The sequence below is a fragment of the Pseudomonas sp. IT-P2 genome (genome assembly GCF_949767575.1).
In the GTDB taxonomy this organism is placed as follows: Bacteria; Pseudomonadota; Gammaproteobacteria; order Pseudomonadales; family Pseudomonadaceae; genus Aquipseudomonas; species Aquipseudomonas pharyngis.
In genome coordinates, this window is sequence record NZ_CATKQA010000033.1 from 577,825 (window position 1) to 596,615 (window position 18,791).

The 18,791-nt window shown below is 60.0% G+C and carries 20 protein-coding genes; 11 read left to right on the plus strand and 9 right to left on the minus strand.

The window, feature by feature from the left end; translation table 11 throughout:
• Nucleotides 1–46: 46 nt before the first annotated feature.
• The 3 genes from ACM6JM_RS18875 to ACM6JM_RS18885 form a co-directional block, all read right to left on the minus strand.
• Nucleotides 47–517 carry an RNA methyltransferase gene (locus ACM6JM_RS18875; RefSeq protein WP_007958066.1) on the minus strand — a complete coding sequence of 157 codons (471 nt, stop codon included), beginning with the start codon at nt 515–517 and terminating at the stop codon, nt 47–49.
• A gap of 212 nt (nt 518–729) precedes the next feature.
• Nucleotides 730–1,101: a YajD family HNH nuclease gene (locus ACM6JM_RS18880; RefSeq protein ID WP_007944009.1), complete on the minus strand. Its 372-nt coding sequence runs from the start codon at nt 1,099–1,101 to the stop codon at nt 730–732.
• A 48-nt stretch (nt 1,102–1,149) separates the two neighbouring features.
• Complete coding sequence (locus tag ACM6JM_RS18885) at nt 1,150–1,836, minus strand: hypothetical protein (RefSeq protein WP_039772631.1); 687 nt, start codon at nt 1,834–1,836, stop codon at nt 1,150–1,152.
• Between the two features lie 79 nt (nt 1,837–1,915).
• Between ACM6JM_RS18885 and ACM6JM_RS18890 the strand changes: the two genes are divergently transcribed.
• Entirely contained in the window at nt 1,916–2,200 is a 285-nt protein-coding gene (locus ACM6JM_RS18890; RefSeq protein WP_039772629.1) for a hypothetical protein, read from the plus strand.
• Here ACM6JM_RS18890 and ACM6JM_RS18895 read toward each other — a convergent pair.
• Both ACM6JM_RS18895 and ACM6JM_RS18900 read right to left on the minus strand, forming a co-directional pair.
• A complete protein-coding gene (locus ACM6JM_RS18895; protein ID WP_414882331.1) occupies nt 2,197–2,670 on the minus strand; it encodes a cyclic nucleotide-binding domain-containing protein in 474 nt (157 codons plus the stop codon). The genes ACM6JM_RS18890 and ACM6JM_RS18895 overlap by 4 nt on opposite strands.
• Nucleotides 2,671–2,778: 108 nt before the next feature.
• The gene (locus ACM6JM_RS18900; protein WP_414882332.1) at nt 2,779–4,833 is read right to left on the minus strand and encodes a S9 family peptidase; all 2,055 of its coding nucleotides are present in this window, start codon (nt 4,831–4,833) and stop codon (nt 2,779–2,781) included.
• A 1,150-nt stretch (nt 4,834–5,983) separates the two neighbouring features.
• Between ACM6JM_RS18900 and ltrA the strand changes: the two genes are divergently transcribed.
• The 4 genes from ltrA to ACM6JM_RS18920 all read left to right on the plus strand — a co-directional run bounded on the left by ltrA (nt 5,984) and on the right by ACM6JM_RS18920 (nt 9,626).
• On the plus strand, nt 5,984–7,681 hold the full coding sequence (gene ltrA, locus ACM6JM_RS18905) for a group II intron reverse transcriptase/maturase (RefSeq protein ID WP_103385775.1): 1,698 nt from the start codon (nt 5,984–5,986) through the stop codon (nt 7,679–7,681).
• 95 nt (nt 7,682–7,776) lie between these two features.
• Nucleotides 7,777–8,277, plus strand: coding sequence for an MFS transporter (locus tag ACM6JM_RS18910; protein WP_414882333.1), 501 nt, complete (start codon nt 7,777–7,779; stop codon nt 8,275–8,277).
• Nucleotides 8,278–8,293: 16 nt separating this feature from the next.
• On the plus strand, nt 8,294–9,070 hold the full coding sequence (locus ACM6JM_RS18915) for a class II glutamine amidotransferase (protein WP_025110635.1): 777 nt from the start codon (nt 8,294–8,296) through the stop codon (nt 9,068–9,070).
• A 13-nt stretch (nt 9,071–9,083) separates the two neighbouring features.
• Nucleotides 9,084–9,626, plus strand: a complete 543-nt coding sequence (locus tag ACM6JM_RS18920; protein ID WP_011332934.1) for a DUF2937 family protein — start codon at nt 9,084–9,086, stop codon at nt 9,624–9,626.
• Nucleotides 9,627–9,745: 119 nt separating this feature from the next.
• On the opposite strand, the gene ACM6JM_RS18925 is transcribed toward ACM6JM_RS18920, so the two are convergent.
• Nucleotides 9,746–10,657, minus strand: a complete 912-nt coding sequence (locus ACM6JM_RS18925; RefSeq protein WP_163974239.1) for a LysR family transcriptional regulator — start codon at nt 10,655–10,657, stop codon at nt 9,746–9,748.
• 146 nt (nt 10,658–10,803) lie between these two features.
• Here ACM6JM_RS18925 and ACM6JM_RS18930 point away from each other — a divergent pair, with 146 nt between their 5' ends.
• The 4 genes from ACM6JM_RS18930 (at nt 10,804) to ACM6JM_RS18945 (ending at nt 14,524) form a co-directional block, all read left to right on the plus strand.
• Entirely contained in the window at nt 10,804–12,090 is a 1,287-nt protein-coding gene (locus ACM6JM_RS18930) for an MFS transporter (RefSeq protein ID WP_074691107.1), read from the plus strand.
• Nucleotides 12,091–12,156: 66 nt separating this feature from the next.
• Entirely contained in the window at nt 12,157–12,909 is a 753-nt protein-coding gene (locus ACM6JM_RS18935) for a 5-oxoprolinase subunit PxpA (RefSeq protein ID WP_039772754.1), read from the plus strand.
• Nucleotides 12,906–13,610 carry a 5-oxoprolinase subunit B family protein gene (locus tag ACM6JM_RS18940; protein ID WP_039772620.1) on the plus strand — a complete coding sequence of 235 codons (705 nt, stop codon included), beginning with the start codon at nt 12,906–12,908 and terminating at the stop codon, nt 13,608–13,610. Before ACM6JM_RS18935 ends, ACM6JM_RS18940 begins: the two co-directional genes overlap by 4 nt.
• Nucleotides 13,607–14,524 carry a biotin-dependent carboxyltransferase family protein gene (locus tag ACM6JM_RS18945; protein ID WP_414882334.1) on the plus strand — a complete coding sequence of 306 codons (918 nt, stop codon included), beginning with the start codon at nt 13,607–13,609 and terminating at the stop codon, nt 14,522–14,524. The genes ACM6JM_RS18940 and ACM6JM_RS18945 overlap by 4 nt, the downstream gene beginning before the upstream one ends.
• 150 nt (nt 14,525–14,674) lie before the next feature.
• Here the strand turns inward: ACM6JM_RS18945 and ACM6JM_RS18950 are convergent, their stop codons facing one another.
• Both ACM6JM_RS18950 and ACM6JM_RS18955 read right to left on the minus strand, forming a co-directional pair.
• Nucleotides 14,675–15,853 carry a vWA domain-containing protein gene (locus ACM6JM_RS18950; protein WP_016771218.1) on the minus strand — a complete coding sequence of 393 codons (1,179 nt, stop codon included), beginning with the start codon at nt 15,851–15,853 and terminating at the stop codon, nt 14,675–14,677.
• Between the two features lie 12 nt (nt 15,854–15,865).
• Complete coding sequence (locus tag ACM6JM_RS18955) at nt 15,866–16,711, minus strand: AAA family ATPase (RefSeq protein WP_007911294.1); 846 nt, start codon at nt 16,709–16,711, stop codon at nt 15,866–15,868.
• Nucleotides 16,712–16,911: 200 nt separating this feature from the next.
• Here ACM6JM_RS18955 and ACM6JM_RS18960 point away from each other — a divergent pair, with 200 nt between their 5' ends.
• Nucleotides 16,912–17,142, plus strand: a complete 231-nt coding sequence (locus ACM6JM_RS18960) for a DUF4160 domain-containing protein (protein WP_039772616.1) — start codon at nt 16,912–16,914, stop codon at nt 17,140–17,142.
• On the plus strand, nt 17,130–17,630 hold the full coding sequence (locus ACM6JM_RS18965) for a DUF2442 domain-containing protein (RefSeq protein ID WP_039772614.1): 501 nt from the start codon (nt 17,130–17,132) through the stop codon (nt 17,628–17,630). Before ACM6JM_RS18960 ends, ACM6JM_RS18965 begins: the two co-directional genes overlap by 13 nt.
• Here ACM6JM_RS18965 and ACM6JM_RS18970 read toward each other — a convergent pair.
• Nucleotides 17,627–18,703: a DUF748 domain-containing protein gene (locus ACM6JM_RS18970; RefSeq protein ID WP_085666760.1), complete on the minus strand. Its 1,077-nt coding sequence runs from the start codon at nt 18,701–18,703 to the stop codon at nt 17,627–17,629. The two genes, ACM6JM_RS18965 and ACM6JM_RS18970, sit on opposite strands and share 4 nt — an antisense overlap.
• Nucleotides 18,704–18,791 lie beyond the last annotated feature (88 nt).

An 18,791-nucleotide genomic window follows, 5' to 3' on the forward strand; every position in this document is an offset into this window, starting at 1 on the left:
GCTGACTGCGCAGGCGGTCAGCTCGTTCCATCGGATGTGCGGCGTTTCAGCGGAATTTCGGTCCGGAGCGGGTATTCAGGCCTTTGGCCATGCGGTCGTAGAGCACGACGTTGACCGTGGCGGCGAGGTTCATGCAACCGGTGGTCGGGATGTACACGACGTCTTCGCACCAGTCGCGGATCTCCTGATCCAGCGAGCCGTCTTCGGGGCCGAAGATGTACAGGGCGCGATCCGGATGAGTGTATTCCGGCAGCGGGCGGGCGCCGTCAACCAGTTCCACGGCAACCGGGACGCAATTGAGCGGCAGGATCTTTTTCAGGTCGTCGATGCCGATCAGCGGGATGTCGTAGTGCACGCGCTTGGTATCAGTGACGAAATCGGCGGCGCGCTCATAGCGCTTGCCGGTGTAGAACACGGTCGACACGCCGTAGCAGCCTGCGGCGCGCATCACCGAACCGACGTTTTCCGGTGATTTGGGGTTATACAAACCAATGCAGCTGTACCGTTTGTCTGCCACGAGCGGGGTGCCTTCGGGAAAAAGAGGGCGATTATACGGGGATTGGGGGAGGGCGGGCAGATTCAGGACAGATCGTTCCCACGCTGTTGATCGTTCCCACGCTCCGCGTGGGAATGCAGCCCGGGACGCTCCGCGTCCCAAAGCGGACGCAGAGCGTCCATTGAGGCATTCCCACGCAGAGCGTGGGAACGATCACATCAGAGTTGGGGAACTCAGTCTTCTTTTTTCATGAGACCGGCCAGTGCCGCAAACGGATTGTGCGTGGCCTTGGCGATTTTCGGCGTGCTCAGCGAGCCTTCGCCGAAATACTGCTGATCGGTGTAGCGCGAGTGTTCGTTGTCGTGGCAGTACAGGCATAGCAGTTCCCAGTTGGAACCGTCCTGCGGGTTGTTGTCGTGGTTGTGGTCGCGGTGGTGCACGGTCAGTTCGCTCAGGCGCTTGCCGGAAAACTCACGGGCGCAGCGACCGCACACATGCGGGTACATCTTCAGGGCCTTGTCGCGGTAGCCCATTTCCTTGTCGCGCTGGTTGTCGGCGAGGATGCGATCCAGCTTCGAGGTGTTGGTCGGGGTGGACGAACTCATGGGTTCACCTTTGCAGAAGACTAATGACGGTTATGACGCAAGTTTAGCTCAGCCCTTGAGCTTCTCGGCAATCCAGATCGTGTGGCGTGTGCCCTTGTTGCCGTGGGCGAAGACCTGGACTTCCTCGGCCTTGAAACCGGCCTTCTTCAATTTGTCGGAAAACTGCCGGTCGGCGCTGGCCGACCACACCGCCAGCACGCCTTTGGGCCGCATCGCCCTGGCGCAGGCGGCCAGGCCTGCGGCGGAATACAGCCAGCTGTTGGCCTTCTGGGTCAGGCCTTCGGGGCCATTGTCGACGTCGAGCATGATTGCGTCGAAACCGTTCGGCTCACTTTGCAGCACCTTGGCCACGTCTTCCTGACGGATCACCGTGCGCGGATCGAGCAGCGGGCGCCCGGACTTTTCACCGAGCGGGCCACGGTTCCACTCGACGACGCCGGGCACCAGTTCGGCGACCACCACTTCGGCACCTTTGCCCAGGTGCTTGAGCGCGGAGGCAAGGGTGAAGCCCATGCCCAGACCGCCGATCAGCACCCGCGAGTTCGGCCGGCCGGCGACCTTGCGGCACGGGATCTCGGCCAGCGCATCTTCGGAGCCGTGCATGCGGGTGTTCATCAATTGGCCGCCGTCGCCGCCCTGGATCTTGATGACGAAGTCCTCGCCATACTCGAACAGGCACAGGGCGCCGCCGTTGTCAGGGATCGGCGTGGTGTCGAGCAGAACGAAACGTTTCATGGAAATCTCTACAGGGGGGAAGGCAAGCCGGCGCGTTGGGAGTAGCCTGAAGGCAGACTTCAGGCCAACGGAGCCCTTGATGAAGCGCACCATTCTAACGGTCATTACCCTGGCCGCGCTCTCGATAACTGCCGTACAGGCGCAACAGACGATTCCCGTCAGCCCGACACCGCAACCGGGCTCGCCCGGTACTGCGACGCCAACCCCGTATCCGCAGATCAGCCCGGTGCCGATTCCCAAGGCCGGCCCCGGCAGTGGCGGCCCGCCGCTGGTGCCGATCGAAATGCCCAGCCCGCCGACTAAGGATCAGCCATTGCCGGGCCTGGAACAGAACGACAGCAAGCCCAAATCCCCAGGGGGCTAGATCTGCTGGGCGGCGAGCTGGCCGTCGGCCATGCGCAGGCGTTTGGACAGGGAGACGGCGAGGGCGCGGATGATCTTGGCGGCGATCTTCGGCGCGTCGTTGAGCATTTTTTCCAGCGAATCCTTGCCGAGGTTGAGCAACTGACAGTTGCTCGCCGCCACGCAAGTCGCTGAACGGCGTTCGCCGTCGAGCACGGCCATTTCACCGAACGCCCGGCCGCTGCGCAGAGTGGCCATGGTCACGACCTGACCGTCGCCGCCGGTTTTCTGCACGGCCACCTGGCCGGCGTGGATGATGCACATGAAACTGCCGGCATCGCCTTCGCGAAAGATCGCTTCGCCTTCAGCCACGGTGCTGATGCTGAAGTAACCCGAGGCGGCGGCGAAATCCGCCAGTTGCAATTGATCGAACAGGCCGCAGTCCATCAGCCAGTCGCGGATTTCGTTGTTCAGTAGAGTGGGTTCTGACATGTCGTGCGGTCTTTTTGTTGTGTCGAGTGGCAGGCTCGCCACCGGGGGGCGATCTGCTTATCGGCCCCCGGTGCCCGGAATTAAGACCTGACTGACCGGCGGAGTTCCTCAGGCAATGCCCAGAACCTTGAAAACAAATGCATATTCGAGCGCTACGTCACGTAATCCCTGATAACGCCCGCTCATCCCGCCGTGGCCGGCGCCCAGTTCGGTCTTGAGCAGCAATGGATTGTCATCGGTCTTGGTCGCGCGCAATTTCGCCACCCACTTGGCCGCTTCCCAATATTGCACGCGGCTGTCGTTGTAGCCGGCGATCACCAGTGTTGCGGGATACGCCTGTGCAGTGACGTTTTCGTACGGCGCATAGGCCTTGATCCGCTCGTAGACCTCCGGCTCTTCGGGATTGCCCCACTCGTCGTATTCAGTGACGGTCAGCGGCAGATCCGGGTCGAGCATGGTGTTAAGCACGTCGACGAACGGCACTTCGGCAATCGCCACACCGAACAGATCCGGACGCTGGTTGAGCACAGCACCGATCAGCAGGCCACCGGCGCTGCCACCGCTGATCGCCAGTTGTGGCGCGGTGGTGATGCCGTTGAGGATCAGGAATTCGGCGCAGGCGATGAAGTCGCTGAAGGTGTTGTGCTTGTGCTCCTGCTTGCCAGCGCGGTACCACGCTTCGCCCAGCTCACCGCCGCCGCGCACGTGGGCGATGGCGAACGCCATGCCGCGATCCAGCAGACTCAGGCGGGCGTGGGAGAACCACGGGTCGAGGCTTGAACCGTAGGCGCCGTAACCGTACAGGTACAACGGCACGGGTTTGCCAACCATTTCCCGTTTCATCACCAGGCTGATCGGCACCTGGGTGCCGTCCGGCGCGGTCGCCCACAGGCGCTGGCTGACGTAGGCGTCGGCGTCGAACGGGCCGAGCACCGGGGTTTCCTTGAGGACAGTCTGCTCGCCGGTGGCGAGGATCAGTTGCCGAACCTGAGCCGGACGATTCAACGCCTCGTAGCGCAGGCGGATGCGGTCGCTTTCGAATTCCAGGCTGTTTTGCACGTAGAGGCTGTAGGCCGCGTCCGGCAATTGCACGCGATAAGGCGCCAGACCGTGTGGGCGAACTTCGATGATCGGCAGCCCACCTTCGCGCAGGCTCAGGGTCAGGGCTTCGGCGTTGAGGGTCACGCCATCGAGCATCACCGAATCGCTGTGCGGGATCAGGTTCTGCCAGTCGGCTTCGCTGGGTGCGATGCCCGTGTCCGGCGCCTGATACAGGGCGAAGTTGATGCCGTCGCGGTTGGTGCGGATGAACCAGGTCCATTCGCCATCGAGCTTGCCGTGATCGACGTCGTATTCGTGATCCTCGACCCGTCGCGCCAGGCAAGTGAATGGCTGCTGCGGCTGATGGGCATCCAGCGCCCAGACTTCGCTGGTGGTCTTGCTGCTCAGCGACAACAGCAATTGCTGCTCGGAGCTGGCGCGGTAGCAGTGCAGGAAGAAACGCCCGTCCGGTTCGTGGAACACCTCTTCGGCGGCCGTGCCGTCGAGGCGATAGCGGAACAGCTTGTGCGGGCGATGGGTGTCGTCGAGTACGCCGAAGAACAGCGTGAGGCTGTCATTGGCCCAGGTCATGCTGCCGTCGCAGTCCTGGAATTCCAGTTCGCTGACGCGCTCGCTGGACAATTCCTTCACGAACAGCGTGTAAATCTCATCGCCCGAGGCGTCGACGCTGTAGGCCAGACGCTGGTGATCCGGGCTGATGCTGAAGGCGCCGAGGGAGAAAAAACCGCCGTTGGCCAGTGCGTTCGGATCGAGCAGCAGTTGTTCGCGGCTTTCGTCGAGGGTCAGGCTGTCATCGACCGGGCGCGGGCAGCGGTAGTGGCGGGCGTATTCGTCGCCTGCGGTGGTGCGGGTGTAATACAGGTACGGGCCCCATGGCGAGGGGAGGGACAGGTCGGTTTCGAGGATCCGGCCCTTGATCTCTTCGAACAGGGTTTCGCGCAGCTCAGCCTGATCGGCGGTCTGTGCCTGCTGATAGTCGTTTTCAGCCTTGAGGTAGTCGAGCACCGCGTCGGTGTCGCGTTCCTGCAGCCAGGCGTACGGGTCATGACCGGCGGCCTTGTGGGCAATCGGGGCGCTGATGACGTTGGCGGATACGGGCATGGAAAGCTCTCGGACATGACAAATAAGGGCAGCACGGACGGCGGGGAAGCCTGACGTGCGAAAAGTCGTTACTATAAGCGCCTCTGTGCGACACGCGTAGCGTGTCTTCAAGACTTCGAGGTGGATGGTCATCTTGAAGGGCTGTTTGATTACAGCCAAGGCTGGAGTACCCAATCTCCGGAATAAAAATCCATCAAAGAAGTCCACTGCCTTCAAGGACTTACCGTTGCGGCGGGGCAGGCCCACAGTCCATCAGCATTCAAATTATTGACTGGAGGAAAGATCTTTTTCTTTCCTGAATGCACACTAAATCATCGGTTCTTACAGAACCTCACCCCAGCGGGAAAGAATCCCCGCAAGGGTTTTCTCCTGCTTCTGAAACAGGAGGAAACGCTTTTCTGAGCCTGCTGATTCGTTCAGTGCTTGCTTACTCATCTGAAGACTCGAGCGAAAGCTCTGTCTGTCATTGTCCATCTAGCTTGCTCGCAAGGTAGCAGCGGACTCGTTGTGCGACCAACGATAGCCTAGGAAAACATGCGTCATTGGCGACGATGAGGTGTGAAGCTTTTCTAACAACGTAGCCCCTGGAAAGGTCTGCAGCCACCGTGAGGGGTTGTAGAGATGCTCGGAGCTGAACCGGGTTGAGGCGCCAGGCTGGTTGGCATGGGCAACATATGTGAACTGCTGATAAACGTCGTAATTATAAACAAGCCAAAACAGCTGTCAGGCTTGAGCCAAAAGGCAAAGTGATCGGATATCTCTGTAGAGGCTGGAGGTACGTCGTCATCAGGATCACCGGCGAAAAGGCAGGCCCTAAACCAATCGTGTGACAGGCAGGGAACGTGGTAAACCCGTATAGCTGCCTTCGGGCAGGTGAACCGCAAGGGGATCTGTTGGCTGTGCGGGTATGGGATCGCAGAGAAAGCGAAAGCCGATCTGTAATGGATCGGATAGAGGTTGAAACATCACCTCACGGGAAACCGGGCAGACTTCTGCGTGGTCTTTCGTCGCATGAACTCTGACTGAGTCTGTCTCAATAATTTCAGAAACCTGCGGTTGAGGTTTCCCATTAATTCACCCCTGACGGGACGTCCATTCCCGTCAGGGGATGCGTACGTCTTCAGCTCAGGCAACTTGAGAGGAAGGCAGCATGAAAGTACACAGCCCTACGGCCGTGTCTGCGCCTTCCGGCGCTCCGCAACAATGGCATGACATCGATTGGTGGCGTGTTCAGCGGAATGTCCGGGCGATGCAGTTACGGATTGCGAAGGCTTGTCGGGAAGGCAAGTGGCGCAGGGTTAACTCCCTGCAACGAATGCTGACCCGCTCTCGTTCGGCCAGATATTTGGCTGTTCGGCGAGTCACTGAAAACCAGGGCAAGCGCACGGCCGGAGTCGACCGAGTGCTCTGGGATACACCCGATGCCAAATGGAAAGCGGCAAACGGGTTGAAGCGCCACGGATACAAACCACGGCCTTTAAGGCGTGTGTTCATTCCGAAGTCAAACGGGAAGGAGCGCCCACTAGGCATTCCGACCATGACTGACAGGGCCATGCAGGCTCTATACCTGCTAGCTCTGGCGCCCATTGCAGAAACCACCGGAGATCCGAACAGCTACGGCTTCAGGATCGAGCGCTCTACCGCAGACGCAATGGGACAGCTGTTCATCTGCTTATCCAAGAAGGTCTCGGCCGAATGGGTACTGGAGGCGGACATCAAAGGTTGCTTTGACCATATCAACCATGACTGGCTGATCGCCAATGTCCCTACGGACAAAACGATCCTCCGGAAATGGTTGAAGGCTGGAGTGATTCATAAAGGCCAGCTTCAGGCAACGGATGCCGGTACGCCACAAGGCGGGATCATCTCGCCGACTTTGGCAAATATGGTGCTGGATGGATTGGAGTCACAGCTCAAGCAACACTTGGGCGTGACGAAGGCCAAGAAGCTGAAAATCAATGTGGTGCGCTATGCGGATGACTTTGTGATTACCGGAAACTCGAAAGAGATGCTGGAAAGCGAAATCAGACCTTGGGTGGAGCAATTCCTCGCTGTGCGAGGATTGCAGCTGTCACTCGAGAAAACCCGCGTGGTTCACATAGACGAAGGCTTTGACTTTCTGGGATGGAATTTCCGCAAGTACGAAGGAAAGCTCCTGATCAAGCCAAGCAAGAAAAACGTGAAAGCGTTCTATCGCAAGGTGAAGGACGTCATCAGTACCAACAAAACGGCAAAGCAAGAGGATCTGATCCAACGGCTGAATCCGATACTGCGTGGCTGGGCGATGTACCACCAGCCAGTGGTTGCCAAGAAGGCGTTTAGCAGAATGGATAACTCTGTTTTCCATGCTCTTTGGCGTTGGGCGAAAAGGCGACATCCTAATAAATCGTTGGAATGGGTCAGGAGAGGTTATTTCCAACCCCATGAAGGCAGAAGTTGGGTGTTCGCCACCATGGCGATGAGGACGGACGGGACCAAAGCAATAGCTCCCCTGTACTCAATAGCGAGCACTGCGATCGAGCGGCATAGAAAGGTGAGCGGGGAATACAACCCCTTCGATCCCTCCATGGAGGAAATGGGAGAGAAATTGCGAATGGTGCGAATGCTTAAAAAGCTGAAGTATCGGAAACAGATCGTAAGTCTCTTTCAAAGCCAAAAAGGTCTATGTCCGCTGTGCAAGCAGCCTATTACCAAGGAAAGCGGGTGGCACGACCATCATGTAATCCACCGCTCCCAAGGCGGTGGAGACACCTTGGATAACCGAGTACTATTGCATCCAGTTTGTCATCAGCAGCTACACAGCCGTGGATTGACAGTAAACAAGCCGGCTCCAACCGGGGCTTTCTAAAGACTTGAGCCGTATGCGTTGAAAGGCGCACGTACGGTTCTTAGGGGGAGGCAGACCAGTAATGGTGTGTCTCTACCCGACTTGCCTGCCTTGCCATGGACACCATGACCGAGAACGACTATCTGATCGCCTGGGGCCTTTACGCCTTTGCCGCCGTGGGCTGCCTGCTGGTGTGGATGCGCATGACCCGCTGGATGTGGCGTTGGCTGCGCGAGCCGCTGCGTGTGCTGATGGCGGTGTTGCTGTTCAGCCCGACCATCATTGACCCGGTGAAGGAAAAATTCGCCCCGGCCATCGCCATCACCGCGCTGGATCTGGCGTTCAAGGTCGGCAATAACGCCTGGCGCGCCATTTCCGAACTGCTCATGTACGCCATGATCGCGTTCGGTCTGTATCTGATTTTTGTGCTGATCCGCCTGCCGATCGAACGCGCCTCCAAGGCCCGCCGGGAGCAGGCTGAAGCCGCCCGCGCAGCGGCCCGTGCCGAAGACGAGCGCGACGCCGATCAACCGTTCGGCGGCGCCGGCGATGACCGCTACGGTCGCCCGCCGGTGCCGAGCAATCCGCAGCGCATGCGGGTCGAGCCGCGTCTGTAATCACGAGAGTCCGCACATGTGTGAATTACTGGGCATGAGTGCCAACGTGCCGACCGACATCGTGTTCAGCTTCACCGGGCTGATGCAGCGCGGCGGCCGCACCGGCCCGCACCGCGACGGCTGGGGCATCGCCTTCTACGAAGGTCGTGGGCTGCGCCTGTTCCAGGATCCGGCGGCCAGCAGCGAGTCGGAAGTGGCCAATCTGGTGCAGCGTTATCCGATCAAGAGCGAAGTGGTCATCGGGCATATCCGTCAGGCCAACGTCGGCAAGGTCTGTCTGTCCAACACCCACCCGTTCGTCCGCGAACTGTGGGGGCGCAACTGGTGCTTCGCGCACAACGGTCAGCTCGCCGATTTCACCCCGATCAAGAGTTTCTACCGCCCGGTCGGCGATACCGACAGCGAAGCGGCGTTCTGCGATTTGCTCAACCGGGTACGTGCAGCGTTTCCGGAACCGGTCGATATAGAAGTGCTGCTGCCGGATCTGGTCGCGGCCTGCGCCGAATATCGCAGCAAAGGCGTGTTCAACTGCCTGCTCAGCGACGGCGACTGGCTGTTCTGCTATTGCTCGACCAAACTGGCGCAGATCACCCGACGCGCACCGTTTGGCCCGGCGCGGCTCAAGGATGTCGATGTGATCGTCGACTTCCAGGCCGAAACCACGCCCAACGACGTGGTCACGGTGATTGCCACCGAACCCTTGACCGAAAACGAAACCTGGACCCGCTACGAACCGGGCCAATGGAGCCTGTGGCGACGCGGCGAATGCGTCAGCCAGGGCACGACCGAATAAGGATTGCACCCCCATGTTGCTCAGTTATCTACGGCTGGTGTTGTTTGCGGCGGGCCTGTTGATCGGTGTCCAGGTGCCGGGCTTCATCAACGATTACGCCAAGCGGGTCGAAGCGCACCTGATCGAGGCGCAGACTGGTCTACGCGGCTTCCAGGGCACCGCCGAGCAGTTTTTCAAGGGTGATATCCAGGCACTGGTCGCCCATTACCGTGCCAGCGAAGACCCGGTGTTTCGCAGCGATGCCGACAGCCTGAGCACCTTGCTCAACCGTCAGCTGGCGCTGGACAAGCAATTCCAGGCGATGCAGGGCCCGTGGTACATCCGCTTCCTGCAAGTGGTGCTGGCCGCCGACCCGGACATCCGCAAGGAAACCTGGAATGGCTACAGCTACCAGATCCTGCTGACGCCGGAAGCGATGATCTGGGGCATGAGTGGCGCGATGTTGCTGTCGTTCGGTCTTGAATGCCTGTTCCGTCTGATCGACTGGGTGGTGCTGGGCGGCAAGCGCCTGCGCCAGAGCCGGCCGATCGAAGACCGGGATGTGCGCGGGCTGTAAGACTTATGAAGATCGTTCCCACGCTCCGCGTGGGAATGCAGCCCGGGACGCTCCGCGTCCCTTCCAAAGCCGAACGCGGAGCGTCCGTTTAGGCATTCCCACGCAGAGCGTGGGAACGATCAACTTAGAACGATGTAATCCGTACCTACCTTGCGCGCATATTCCTCCAGCACCTGCTGACACAACGTCACGATCTCCTCGACCCATTCCACACCGACTCGCCACGACACCACCACCTGCAGATTCGGCGGTCGCTGTTCGATGTCAAGCAGGGTCAATTCACCCCGCGCCAGTTCCTCGGCCACCAGCACCGGCGGCAACGCGCCAATGCCAAACCCGTCGCGCAACAGCCGGGTGATCGCCGACACCGAGTTCACACAGTTCAGCCGTGGCGCCAGTACGCCCTGGGCCTGCATCAGCGCCAGGATGTCCTGATGCGGCCGGGAGTTTTTCGAGTAGGTGATTATGCGTTCCTGCGCCAGGTCGGCGAGGTTTTGGTAGTCGCGGTTGTAGATCGAATGGCTGGCGACGATCCAGCCAATGGGGTGGCTGGCCAGCTCCAGGCTGCGCACGCTTTCCTGGCGCACCAGATCGGTTTGCAGGATCAGATCGAGAAAGCCTTTTTGCAGCTGATCGCAGAGGTTCAGCGAGGTATCCGCCACCAGCTCGATTTCCACCCTTGGGTACAGATCGGTCATCTGCGCCACCAGCGGGCTGAGCCAGGTGTGGATCACCGTGTCCATCACCCCGATGCGCACCCGGCCGACCTTGCTCGATCGGGTCTCGATCGACTGCTTCAGCGCCTGCATCGTGTCGAGCATCTGCTCGGCATAATCCAGCACTTTCAAACCTTCGGGCGTCAGACTAACGCCGCGTGAGTCACGCAGGAACAGCTTCACCCCGAGCTCGCCTTCGAGTACTGCAATCCGGCTGGAAATCGAAGCCTGGGTGGTGAACAGCTTGTCGGCGGTCAGGCGAAAACTTTTCAGCCGGGCGACCCAGACGAAGGTTTCGAGAAACTTCAGGTTCATGGCAACAAATTTTTCTTATGTCTTGGGCGGGTTTTTATTCGTTGGACGCGACCGGGTGACGCACCCAAGAATCGACGCATCCGGTTCCCACGATAGGCGTCGTCGGAGCTTCGAACAAGACTAATAAAAGCCTGCGGAGACATGCCATGAGTGCGCCCGACACCCTCGACCTCCCCAAGACTGCGGCCCGTCCCGGCCCGTTCGACTGGTATCGCAACATCAATCAGCAGGAGCGCCGGACCTTCTGGAGCTGCAAGATCGGCTACGGTCTGGACGGCATGGACACCCAGATGCTCAGCTTCGTGGTGCCGACCCTGATCGCGATGTGGGGCATCACCACTGGCGAGGCCGGGCTGATCCACACCAGTACTCTGATCGCTTCGGCCATCGGCGGTTGGGTGGCGGGGATTCTCTCCGACCGCATCGGCCGCGTGCGCACCCTGCAACTGACGGTGCTGTGGTTCGCCTTCTTCACTTTCCTTTGCGGCTTCGCCCAAAACTACGAACAACTGCTGATCGCCCGAACCCTGATGGGCTTCGGTTTCGGCGGTGAATGGACCGCCGGCGCGGTGCTGATCGGTGAAGTGATCCGCGCCAAGGATCGCGGCAAGGCGGTGGGCATGGTGCAATCCGGCTGGGCGCTGGGTTGGGGGCTGACGGCGATTCTGTACGCGCTGCTGTTCTCGGTGCTGCCACCGGAAGACGCCTGGCGCGCACTGTTCATCCTCGGCATCGTGCCGGCGGTGTTCGTGATTTTTGTCCGGCGTCTGGTGAAAGACCCGGAGATCTACCGCGAAGCCAAAGCCAAGCAAACTCTGGACAGCCCTTCGAAGTTCTACGAGATCTTCGCCCCCGGCATGCTCTTCACCACCATTCGCGCCTCATTGCTGACCACTGGCGCCCTCGGCGGTTATTACGCGATCACCTCCTGGCTGCCGACTTTTCTGAAGAACGAACGCGGCTTGAGCGTACTCGGCACCGGCGGTTATCTGGCGATGGTGATCATTGGTTCCTACGTCGGTTATGTGATCAGCGCCTATTTGACCGACCTGCTGGGCCGCAAGAAGAACTTCATCCTGTTCGCGGTCGGCTCGTTCACCATCGTTCTGCTCTACACCCAATTACCGGTCAGCAATGGCGTGATGCTGTGGTTGGGTTTCCCGCTGGGCTTCTTCGCCTCGGGGATTTTCAGTGGCATGGGCGCGTTTCTCACCGAGCTGTTTCCAACCCGGATTCGCGGCTCGGGGCAGGGCTTCTGCTACAACATCGGCCGGGCACTGGCGGCGTTGTTCCCGCTGTTGATCGGGTTGCTCAGCCAGAAAGTGCCGCTGAGTGTAGGCATCGGTGCCTTTGCGGCGGTGTCCTACGGGGTGGTGATTCTCGCGGCGTTGAGCCTGCCGGAAACCCGTGGCAAGCAACTGGACGCGCAGTAACTGATAACCTGCGGGACACTGTCTGTCCCACAGCAAAAAAAGAAAAGAACTACAGGAGTGTTCACCGTGAGCCGCCTGCTATTGAACTGTGACATCGGCGAGAGCTTCGGCAGCTGGACCATGGGTCTGGACGCGGAAGTCATGCCCTTCATCGACTGCGCCAACATTGCCTGCGGCTTTCACGCCGGCGACCCGAGCATCATGCGCAAGACCGTCAGCCTGGCCCTGAGCCACGGCGTGCAGATCGGTGCGCATCCGGCCTATCAGGATCTGGTGGGGTTCGGCCGCCGCTCCATGGCCTACACCGCCCAGGAACTGCAAGACATCCTGCATTACCAGATCGGCGCCCTCGACGGCATTTGCCGTGCCCAAGGTGGCAAAGTCAGTTACGTCAAACCCCACGGCGCGATGTACAACGACATGATGGCCAACCCGGCGCAGTTGCGGGCGGTGATTCAGGCCGTCGCGGCTTACGATCGCAGCCTGCCACTGATGCTGATGGCCACCCGCGATAACACGGCCGCGCAACAGCTCGGCGACGAATACGGCGTGACCCTGTGGTTCGAAGCCTTCGCCGACCGCGCCTACGACAGCGTCGGCCGACTGGTCTCGCGACAACTGCCGGGCGCGGTGCACCACGATTCCGAAACCATCATCGGGCAAGCGCTGACCATCGCCCGTGGCGACAACCTCACGGCCAGCGACGGCAGCGCGCTGCACCTGCAAGCCAACACTTTGTGCGTCCACGGTGACAACGCCAGTTCAGTGGCTGCCGTGCAGCGCATTCGTCAGGCCCTGAACGAGCAGAGCGCGCCATGAATCTGCGGGTGGAAGTGGTGGCGCTGGATTGCCTGATGCTGCGCCTGTTCGATGAAATCGCCGAAGCCAACATGCCGTGGATGCTCGCCGCCAGTGAGCGGTTGCGCACGGTGTTCGGCGCACATCTGATCGATCTGGTGCCGTCGTACACCACGTTGATGGTGCATTACGACCTGACCGAATTGAATCCGGGTCAGGCTCGCGAATTGATCGCCGAAGCCTTGATCGACCTGTCGCCGAACGCGCGCACCGGCGGCCAGTGTCATGTGCTACCGGTGTGGTACGACCTGAGCGTCGGACCGGAATTGAGTCTGCTGTCACAACGCAGCGGTTTGGCGGTGGAAGAAGTGATCCGCCGTCACAGTGCTCGTGAATATCAGGTGTTCGCCCTAGGCTTTGCGCCGGGTTTCGCGTTCATGGGGCTGGTGGAAGAAGTCCTGGCAGCACCGCGTCTGAATACCCCACGCAAGAAAGTCGCCGCCGGCAGCGTCGGCATCGCCGAACGGCAGACGGCCGCGTATCCGGTGGTGTCTCCCGGTGGCTGGAACCTGATCGGTCGCACACCGGCAAAACTGTTCGACCGTGAACGCGATGGCTACAGCCTCATGCAGCCCGGGGATACCGTGCGTTTTGAAGCGGTGAGCCACGCCGAATTCATCCGCCTCGGTGGTGACGACACGCCTCTGGAGGCCCTGGCATGAGCCGACTGACGATTGAAGCGAGTACGCCGCTGTGCCTGTTGCAGGATGCCGGGCGGTTTGGCGTGCGCCATCTGGGCGTGACTCAGGGCGGCGCGGCGGACTGGCGGTCGATGGCCTGGGCCAACTGGCTGCTGGGCAATGGCCTGGACTTGCCCGTGATCGAAATCACCCTCGGCGGGTTCACGGTGGTGGCTGAAGAAGATTGCTTGCTGGCATTGGCTGGCGCCGACCTTGGCGCGCAGATCGACGGCGAGGCGTTGGCGCCGTGGCGCAGTTTCAAGCTGCGCAAAGGGCAGACCTTGAAGTTCACCCAACCGTTACTGGGGGCGCGGACCTATCTGGCGGCGCCCGGCGGTTTCAGTGCGCCGAAAGTGCTGGGCAGCAGTGCCACGGTGGTGCGTGAGGAGCTTGGCGGTCTTGATGGTTTTGGATTGCCGCTGGCCAAGGGCGCTTCGCTGAGTTATCAGGGCGAAACCCTGTTGATGTGTGAGGTTCCGGCGGAGCATCGACCGGACCTGCGCCTCGACGCGCCACTGGATCTGGTGCTGGGCGCGCAGATCGGTCAGTTCAGCGGGCAGAGTCTGTTCGATGCCTTCAACCGTGCCTGGACGCTGGACAGTCGCGCCGATCGCATGGGTATTCGTCTGTTGGGCACGGCGTTGCAGTATCAGGGCAAACCGATGATTTCCGAGGGCATTCCGCTGGGCGCGGTGCAGGTGCCGCCGGACGGGCAGCCGATCGTGTTGCTCAATGATCGGCAGACCATTGGCGGCTATCCGCGATTGGGTGCCTTGACGCCGCTGGCGCTGGCTCGACTGGCACAGTGTCTGCCGGGGGTGAAGGTCAGATTGCGCCCGGTGGTGCAGGACGTCGCACACCGGGAACACCTCGAATATCTACAGCGCTTTACTTGATCGTTCCCACGTCGAACGCGTCTGCGTTTGATCGTTCCCACGCTCCGCGTGGGAATGCCGCCCGGGACGCTCCGCGTCCCAGTGACGCAGAGCGTCACTTGATGCATTCCCACGCAGACGGTTCGACGCCTCGACATGGGAACCATCCGCTTACTTGGACAGAAACCGCATCCCTTCTTCCAGCCCGCGCAACGTCAGCGGATACATCTGATCCTCGATCAAGTCCCGCACGATATTGGTCGACGATGTATAGCCCCACGTATCTTTCGGATACGGATTGATCCAGATGAGCTTCTTGTACTTCTCCATGAAGCGCTGCATCCACACGTAACCCGGCTCTTCGTTCCAGTGCTCGACGCTGCCGCCAGCCTGGGTGATTTCATAAGGCGCCATCGCGGCGTCACCGATGAAGATCACTTTGTAGTCGGCGCCGTACTTGTGCAGCAGGTCCTGGGTCGACGTGCGCTCGGAAGTGCGGCGCATGTTGTTCTTCCACACCGATTCATAAATGAAGTTGTGGAAGTAGAAGTACTCCAGATGCTTGAACTCGGTCTTGCAGGCCGAGAACAATTCCTCGCAGATCTTCACGTGGGCGTCCATCGAGCCGCCGATGTCGAACAGCAGCAACAGCTTCACCGTGTTGCGCCGTTCCGGGCGCATCTGGATGTTCAGCAGGCCGGCATCCTTGGCGGTGTGGTCGATGGTGCCGTCGATGTCCAGCTCTTCCGCCGCGCCCTGACGAGCGAATTTGCGCAGGCGACGCAGGGCGACCTTGATGTTACGGGTGCCCAGTTCCACGGAATCGTCGAGGTTCTTGTACTCGCGCTGATCCCAGACTTTCACCGCTTTGCCCTGGCGCTTGCCGGCATCGCCGACCCGGATGCCTTCCGGGTTGAAACCGCCGGAGCCGAACGGGCTGGTGCCGCCGGTGCCGATCCATTTGTTGCCGCCGGCGTGGCGTTCCTTCTGTTCTTCCAGACGTTTCTTGAACTCTTCGATCAGCTTGTCCAGGCCGCCGAGGGACTGGATCTGCGCGCGTTCCTCGTCGCTCAGCGAACGCTCGAATTCCTTGCGCAACCAGTCTTCGGGGATCAGCGCCTGCAAGTGATCGTCGAGCTTTTCCAGACCGTTGAAGTAGGCGCCGAACGCACGGTCGAACTTGTCGAAATGCCGTTCGTCCTTCACCAGAATCGCCCGCGACAAGTAGTAAAACTCGTCCATGTCGGCGAAGGTGACGCGCTGTTTCAGCGCGTTGATCAGGTCGAGCAGCTCGCGCACCGAGACCGGCACCTTGGCTGCACGCATTTCATTGAACAGGTTGAGCAACATGGCATCAGCCTCTTAGCGGGTGCCGCGACGGCTCATGAACGCCAGGCGCTCAAGCAGTTGCACGTCCTGTTCGTTCTTCACCAGCGCACCGGCCAGCGGCGGGATGGCTTTGGTCGGATCGCGTTCGCGCAGCACGGCTTCGCCGATGTTGTCGGCCATCAGCAGTTTCAGCCAGTCCACCAGTTCCGAGGTCGACGGCTTCTTCTTCAGGCCCGGCACCTTGCGCACGTCGAAGAACACGTCCAGCGCTTCGCTGACCAGATCCTTCTTGATGTCCGGGTAGTGAACATCGACGATTTTCTGCAGGGTGGTTCGGTCGGGGAAGGCGATGTAATGGAAGAAGCAGCGGCGCAGGAACGCGTCCGGCAGCTCTTTCTCGTTGTTGGAGGTAATGATGATGATCGGACGCTTCTTGGCCTTGATGGTCTCGTCGATCTCGTAAACGTAGAACTCCATCTTGTCGAGTTCTTGCAGCAGGTCGTTGGGAAACTCGATGTCGGCCTTGTCGATTTCGTCGATCAGCAGGATGACGCGCTCTTCGGACTCGAACGCTTCCCAGAGTTTGCCCTTCTTCAGGTAGTTGCGTACGTCGTGGACTTTTTCATTGCCCAGTTGCGAGTCGCGCAAACGGCTGACCGCGTCGTACTCGTACAGGCCCTGATGGGCCTTGGTGGTGGACTTGATGTGCCAGGTGATCAGCTTGGCGCCGAATGATTCGGCCAGTTGCTCGGCGAGCATGGTCTTGCCGGTGCCCGGTTCGCCCTTGACCAGCAGCGGCCGCTCCAGGGTGATGGCGGCGTTGACCGCCAGCTTCAGGTCATCGGTGGCGACGTAGGCCTGGGTGCCTTCGAACTTCATCTGCTAATCCTCGAACGGTAACGCCGACCTGAACGGGCAGGGCGGGGGCGAAATAATCGGATGCCCGACTATAACGCGCGGCCCGGTCGACTGTGAACGCAGACGGCTTATTCAGTCTCTGAATGGGGCGTCACATGTTGACTCAGTTTTGGCACGAGGCCAGTATTCAGGTATCGCCGATTTGGCGATAGCCTTCGGGCATGACTACCAAATACCGATTTCGCGAAAAATACCGCATTCAGTTGCGCGAGAAGGATCACCCACCACCCCATGTTCACCTGACCGGTGGCGGAGTGGATGTGATGCTGAGCCTGGAAACCGTCGAGGTCATGATGGGCAAGGCACCGCCACTGATCGTCAAGGAAGCGCTGGCGTGGGTTTTGTCCCATCAGACGCAATTGCTGGAGGACTGGAAACGATGTTACCCATGAAGCGGCCACGGTTGGCGGCAGTGCAGGCTCTTGGCGATGCTTGTCTGTCACTGACCTTTATTGACGGCCAACAGCTGAACCTGGACTTGAGCTGCGATCTGCAAACTTACCCGGGGCTCGCTCCGCTACTGGACGCTGAAGTGTTCGCAACCGCTGAGTTGGGTGACGACGGCTGGAGCGTGGAGTGGCCGGAACCGGATATCCAGATTGGTGCCGATACCTTGTATCGGGACGCGCTCGCGCAAAATGCGCCGGACGAAAACACACGGATTTTCATGGATTGGCGCGCTCGCACCGGTTTACCGTTGAATGAGGCAGCCGAAGCGTTGGGTGTCAGTGCCCGCAGCATCAGTCGCTACAGTAATGGTCGGGAAGCGGTGCCGCGATCATTGGCCCTGGCCTGTCTGGGTTGGGATTCATTGCAGGTGAAACCTGCACTGATCGCGGCAGAGGATACCGGGCGCTACATCGTCAACCGTAAAACTTAGCCCGCATCCGGCTTCGGCCGTTCGTACCGCGCATTGAAGGCCTGGATGAATCCGTTGCGCAAAATCTGCAAAAACGCTTCGAACGCGCTGATATCTTGCTGATGTACGCTGCCACTGAGTTCGACTCGGGTGGCAAACTGGTTTTTGCCCTGGTTTTTCAGCACGGTTTCCGTGCCGCCGACCAGTGCTTCCCAGATCGAGCGGAAGATTCCCTTGTTCTTGTTCTCGACATCCTGCTGCCAGTTGAACACGTCCACGTCGCGCAGCAGCGGTTTGATGTAGCCCTTGAGCTGGCCCTTGTTGGCGGCGGCTTCGATGACCACATCGCCGTGGCCGGCGTTGAAGTCGAATTTGCCGTAGGCCGAGGCGAAGTCGTTCATGCGCTTGAGTTCGATGTCGCGGGCCCGCAGGCGAAATTCGAAGTCTTCGAAATTGCTCAAGGGGTCGAAGGTGGCTGTGGTTTCCAGCGGGGCATGCCCCAGCAGCAGAGCCTTGCCTTCGAAGCGAGCATCGCGTTTGCCTTCTTTGTCGACCACGTTGGTCAGGTTGTAAATGCTGGCGTCGACGTTGGTTGCATTCATGTTTACCGGTGGTTTGGAGTTGAAGTTGCGAAAGCTGATCCGCCCATCGCTGATCTGCACTTCGTCGAGCGTGATAGGCAACAGTTTGCCCAGTTGCTCACGCCAGTCGGTGCCCTGACCGGTCTGGGAGTTCTGCTTGTTGGCACCACCATCGACGAAGTTCACCTGAGGTTTAAAGAATTTCACCTGCGCCACGACAGCATGGTCGTACCAAAGCGAGTGCCAACTGACAGACAGGTCGATAACCGGCGCATCGACGAATGGCACCGGCACCTTGCCGTCGGCCTTGACGATTTTCAGGCCATTGATCTTGTAGGCCCCGCGCCAGAGCGCCAGATCGACGTCGGTGATCTGGCCGCGGTAGTCGCCCATGTTGGCCAGCTTGTCATTCAGATAGTCGCGCACGAGGTAGGGCAGGGCGATGTGCAGGGCGACCAGCAACACCACAACAGTGGCGAAAATCCACAATGGCCAACGGTAGCGACGCTTCATGGCAGCAAATTCCGAACGATGTAAAGCGATTGACTGCCGCCTGCCGCAGACGTTCGGCCCGACTGGACTGACACGGGCAACAGGCTTA

Excerpts from the sequence above, each read along its gene's own strand:
- ACM6JM_RS18945 (WP_414882334.1), top strand. The coding sequence starts at position 13,607 with ATGAGCCGACTGACGATTGAAGCGAGTACGCCGCTGTGCCTGTTGCAG.
- ACM6JM_RS18910 (WP_414882333.1), top strand. The coding sequence starts at position 7,777 with ATGGACACCATGACCGAGAACGACTATCTGATCGCCTGGGGCCTTTAC.
- ltrA (WP_103385775.1), top strand. The coding sequence starts at position 5,984 with ATGAAAGTACACAGCCCTACGGCCGTGTCTGCGCCTTCCGGCGCTCCG.
- ACM6JM_RS18900 (WP_414882332.1), bottom strand. The coding sequence starts at position 4,833 with ATGCCCGTATCCGCCAACGTCATCAGCGCCCCGATTGCCCACAAGGCC.
- ACM6JM_RS18950 (WP_016771218.1), bottom strand. The coding sequence starts at position 15,853 with ATGTTGCTCAACCTGTTCAATGAAATGCGTGCAGCCAAGGTGCCGGTC.
- ACM6JM_RS18915 (WP_025110635.1), top strand. The coding sequence starts at position 8,294 with ATGTGTGAATTACTGGGCATGAGTGCCAACGTGCCGACCGACATCGTG.
- ACM6JM_RS18960 (WP_039772616.1), top strand. The coding sequence starts at position 16,912 with ATGACTACCAAATACCGATTTCGCGAAAAATACCGCATTCAGTTGCGC.
- ACM6JM_RS18890 (WP_039772629.1), top strand. The coding sequence starts at position 1,916 with ATGAAGCGCACCATTCTAACGGTCATTACCCTGGCCGCGCTCTCGATA.
- ACM6JM_RS18925 (WP_163974239.1), bottom strand. The coding sequence starts at position 10,657 with ATGAACCTGAAGTTTCTCGAAACCTTCGTCTGGGTCGCCCGGCTGAAA.
- ACM6JM_RS18920 (WP_011332934.1), top strand. The coding sequence starts at position 9,084 with ATGTTGCTCAGTTATCTACGGCTGGTGTTGTTTGCGGCGGGCCTGTTG.
- ACM6JM_RS18955 (WP_007911294.1), bottom strand. The coding sequence starts at position 16,711 with ATGAAGTTCGAAGGCACCCAGGCCTACGTCGCCACCGATGACCTGAAG.
- ACM6JM_RS18895 (WP_414882331.1), bottom strand. The coding sequence starts at position 2,670 with ATGTCAGAACCCACTCTACTGAACAACGAAATCCGCGACTGGCTGATG.
- ACM6JM_RS18965 (WP_039772614.1), top strand. The coding sequence starts at position 17,130 with ATGTTACCCATGAAGCGGCCACGGTTGGCGGCAGTGCAGGCTCTTGGC.
- ACM6JM_RS18885 (WP_039772631.1), bottom strand. The coding sequence starts at position 1,836 with ATGAAACGTTTCGTTCTGCTCGACACCACGCCGATCCCTGACAACGGC.
- ACM6JM_RS18880 (WP_007944009.1), bottom strand. The coding sequence starts at position 1,101 with ATGAGTTCGTCCACCCCGACCAACACCTCGAAGCTGGATCGCATCCTC.
- ACM6JM_RS18940 (WP_039772620.1), top strand. The coding sequence starts at position 12,906 with ATGAATCTGCGGGTGGAAGTGGTGGCGCTGGATTGCCTGATGCTGCGC.
- ACM6JM_RS18930 (WP_074691107.1), top strand. The coding sequence starts at position 10,804 with ATGAGTGCGCCCGACACCCTCGACCTCCCCAAGACTGCGGCCCGTCCC.
- ACM6JM_RS18970 (WP_085666760.1), bottom strand. The coding sequence starts at position 18,703 with ATGAAGCGTCGCTACCGTTGGCCATTGTGGATTTTCGCCACTGTTGTG.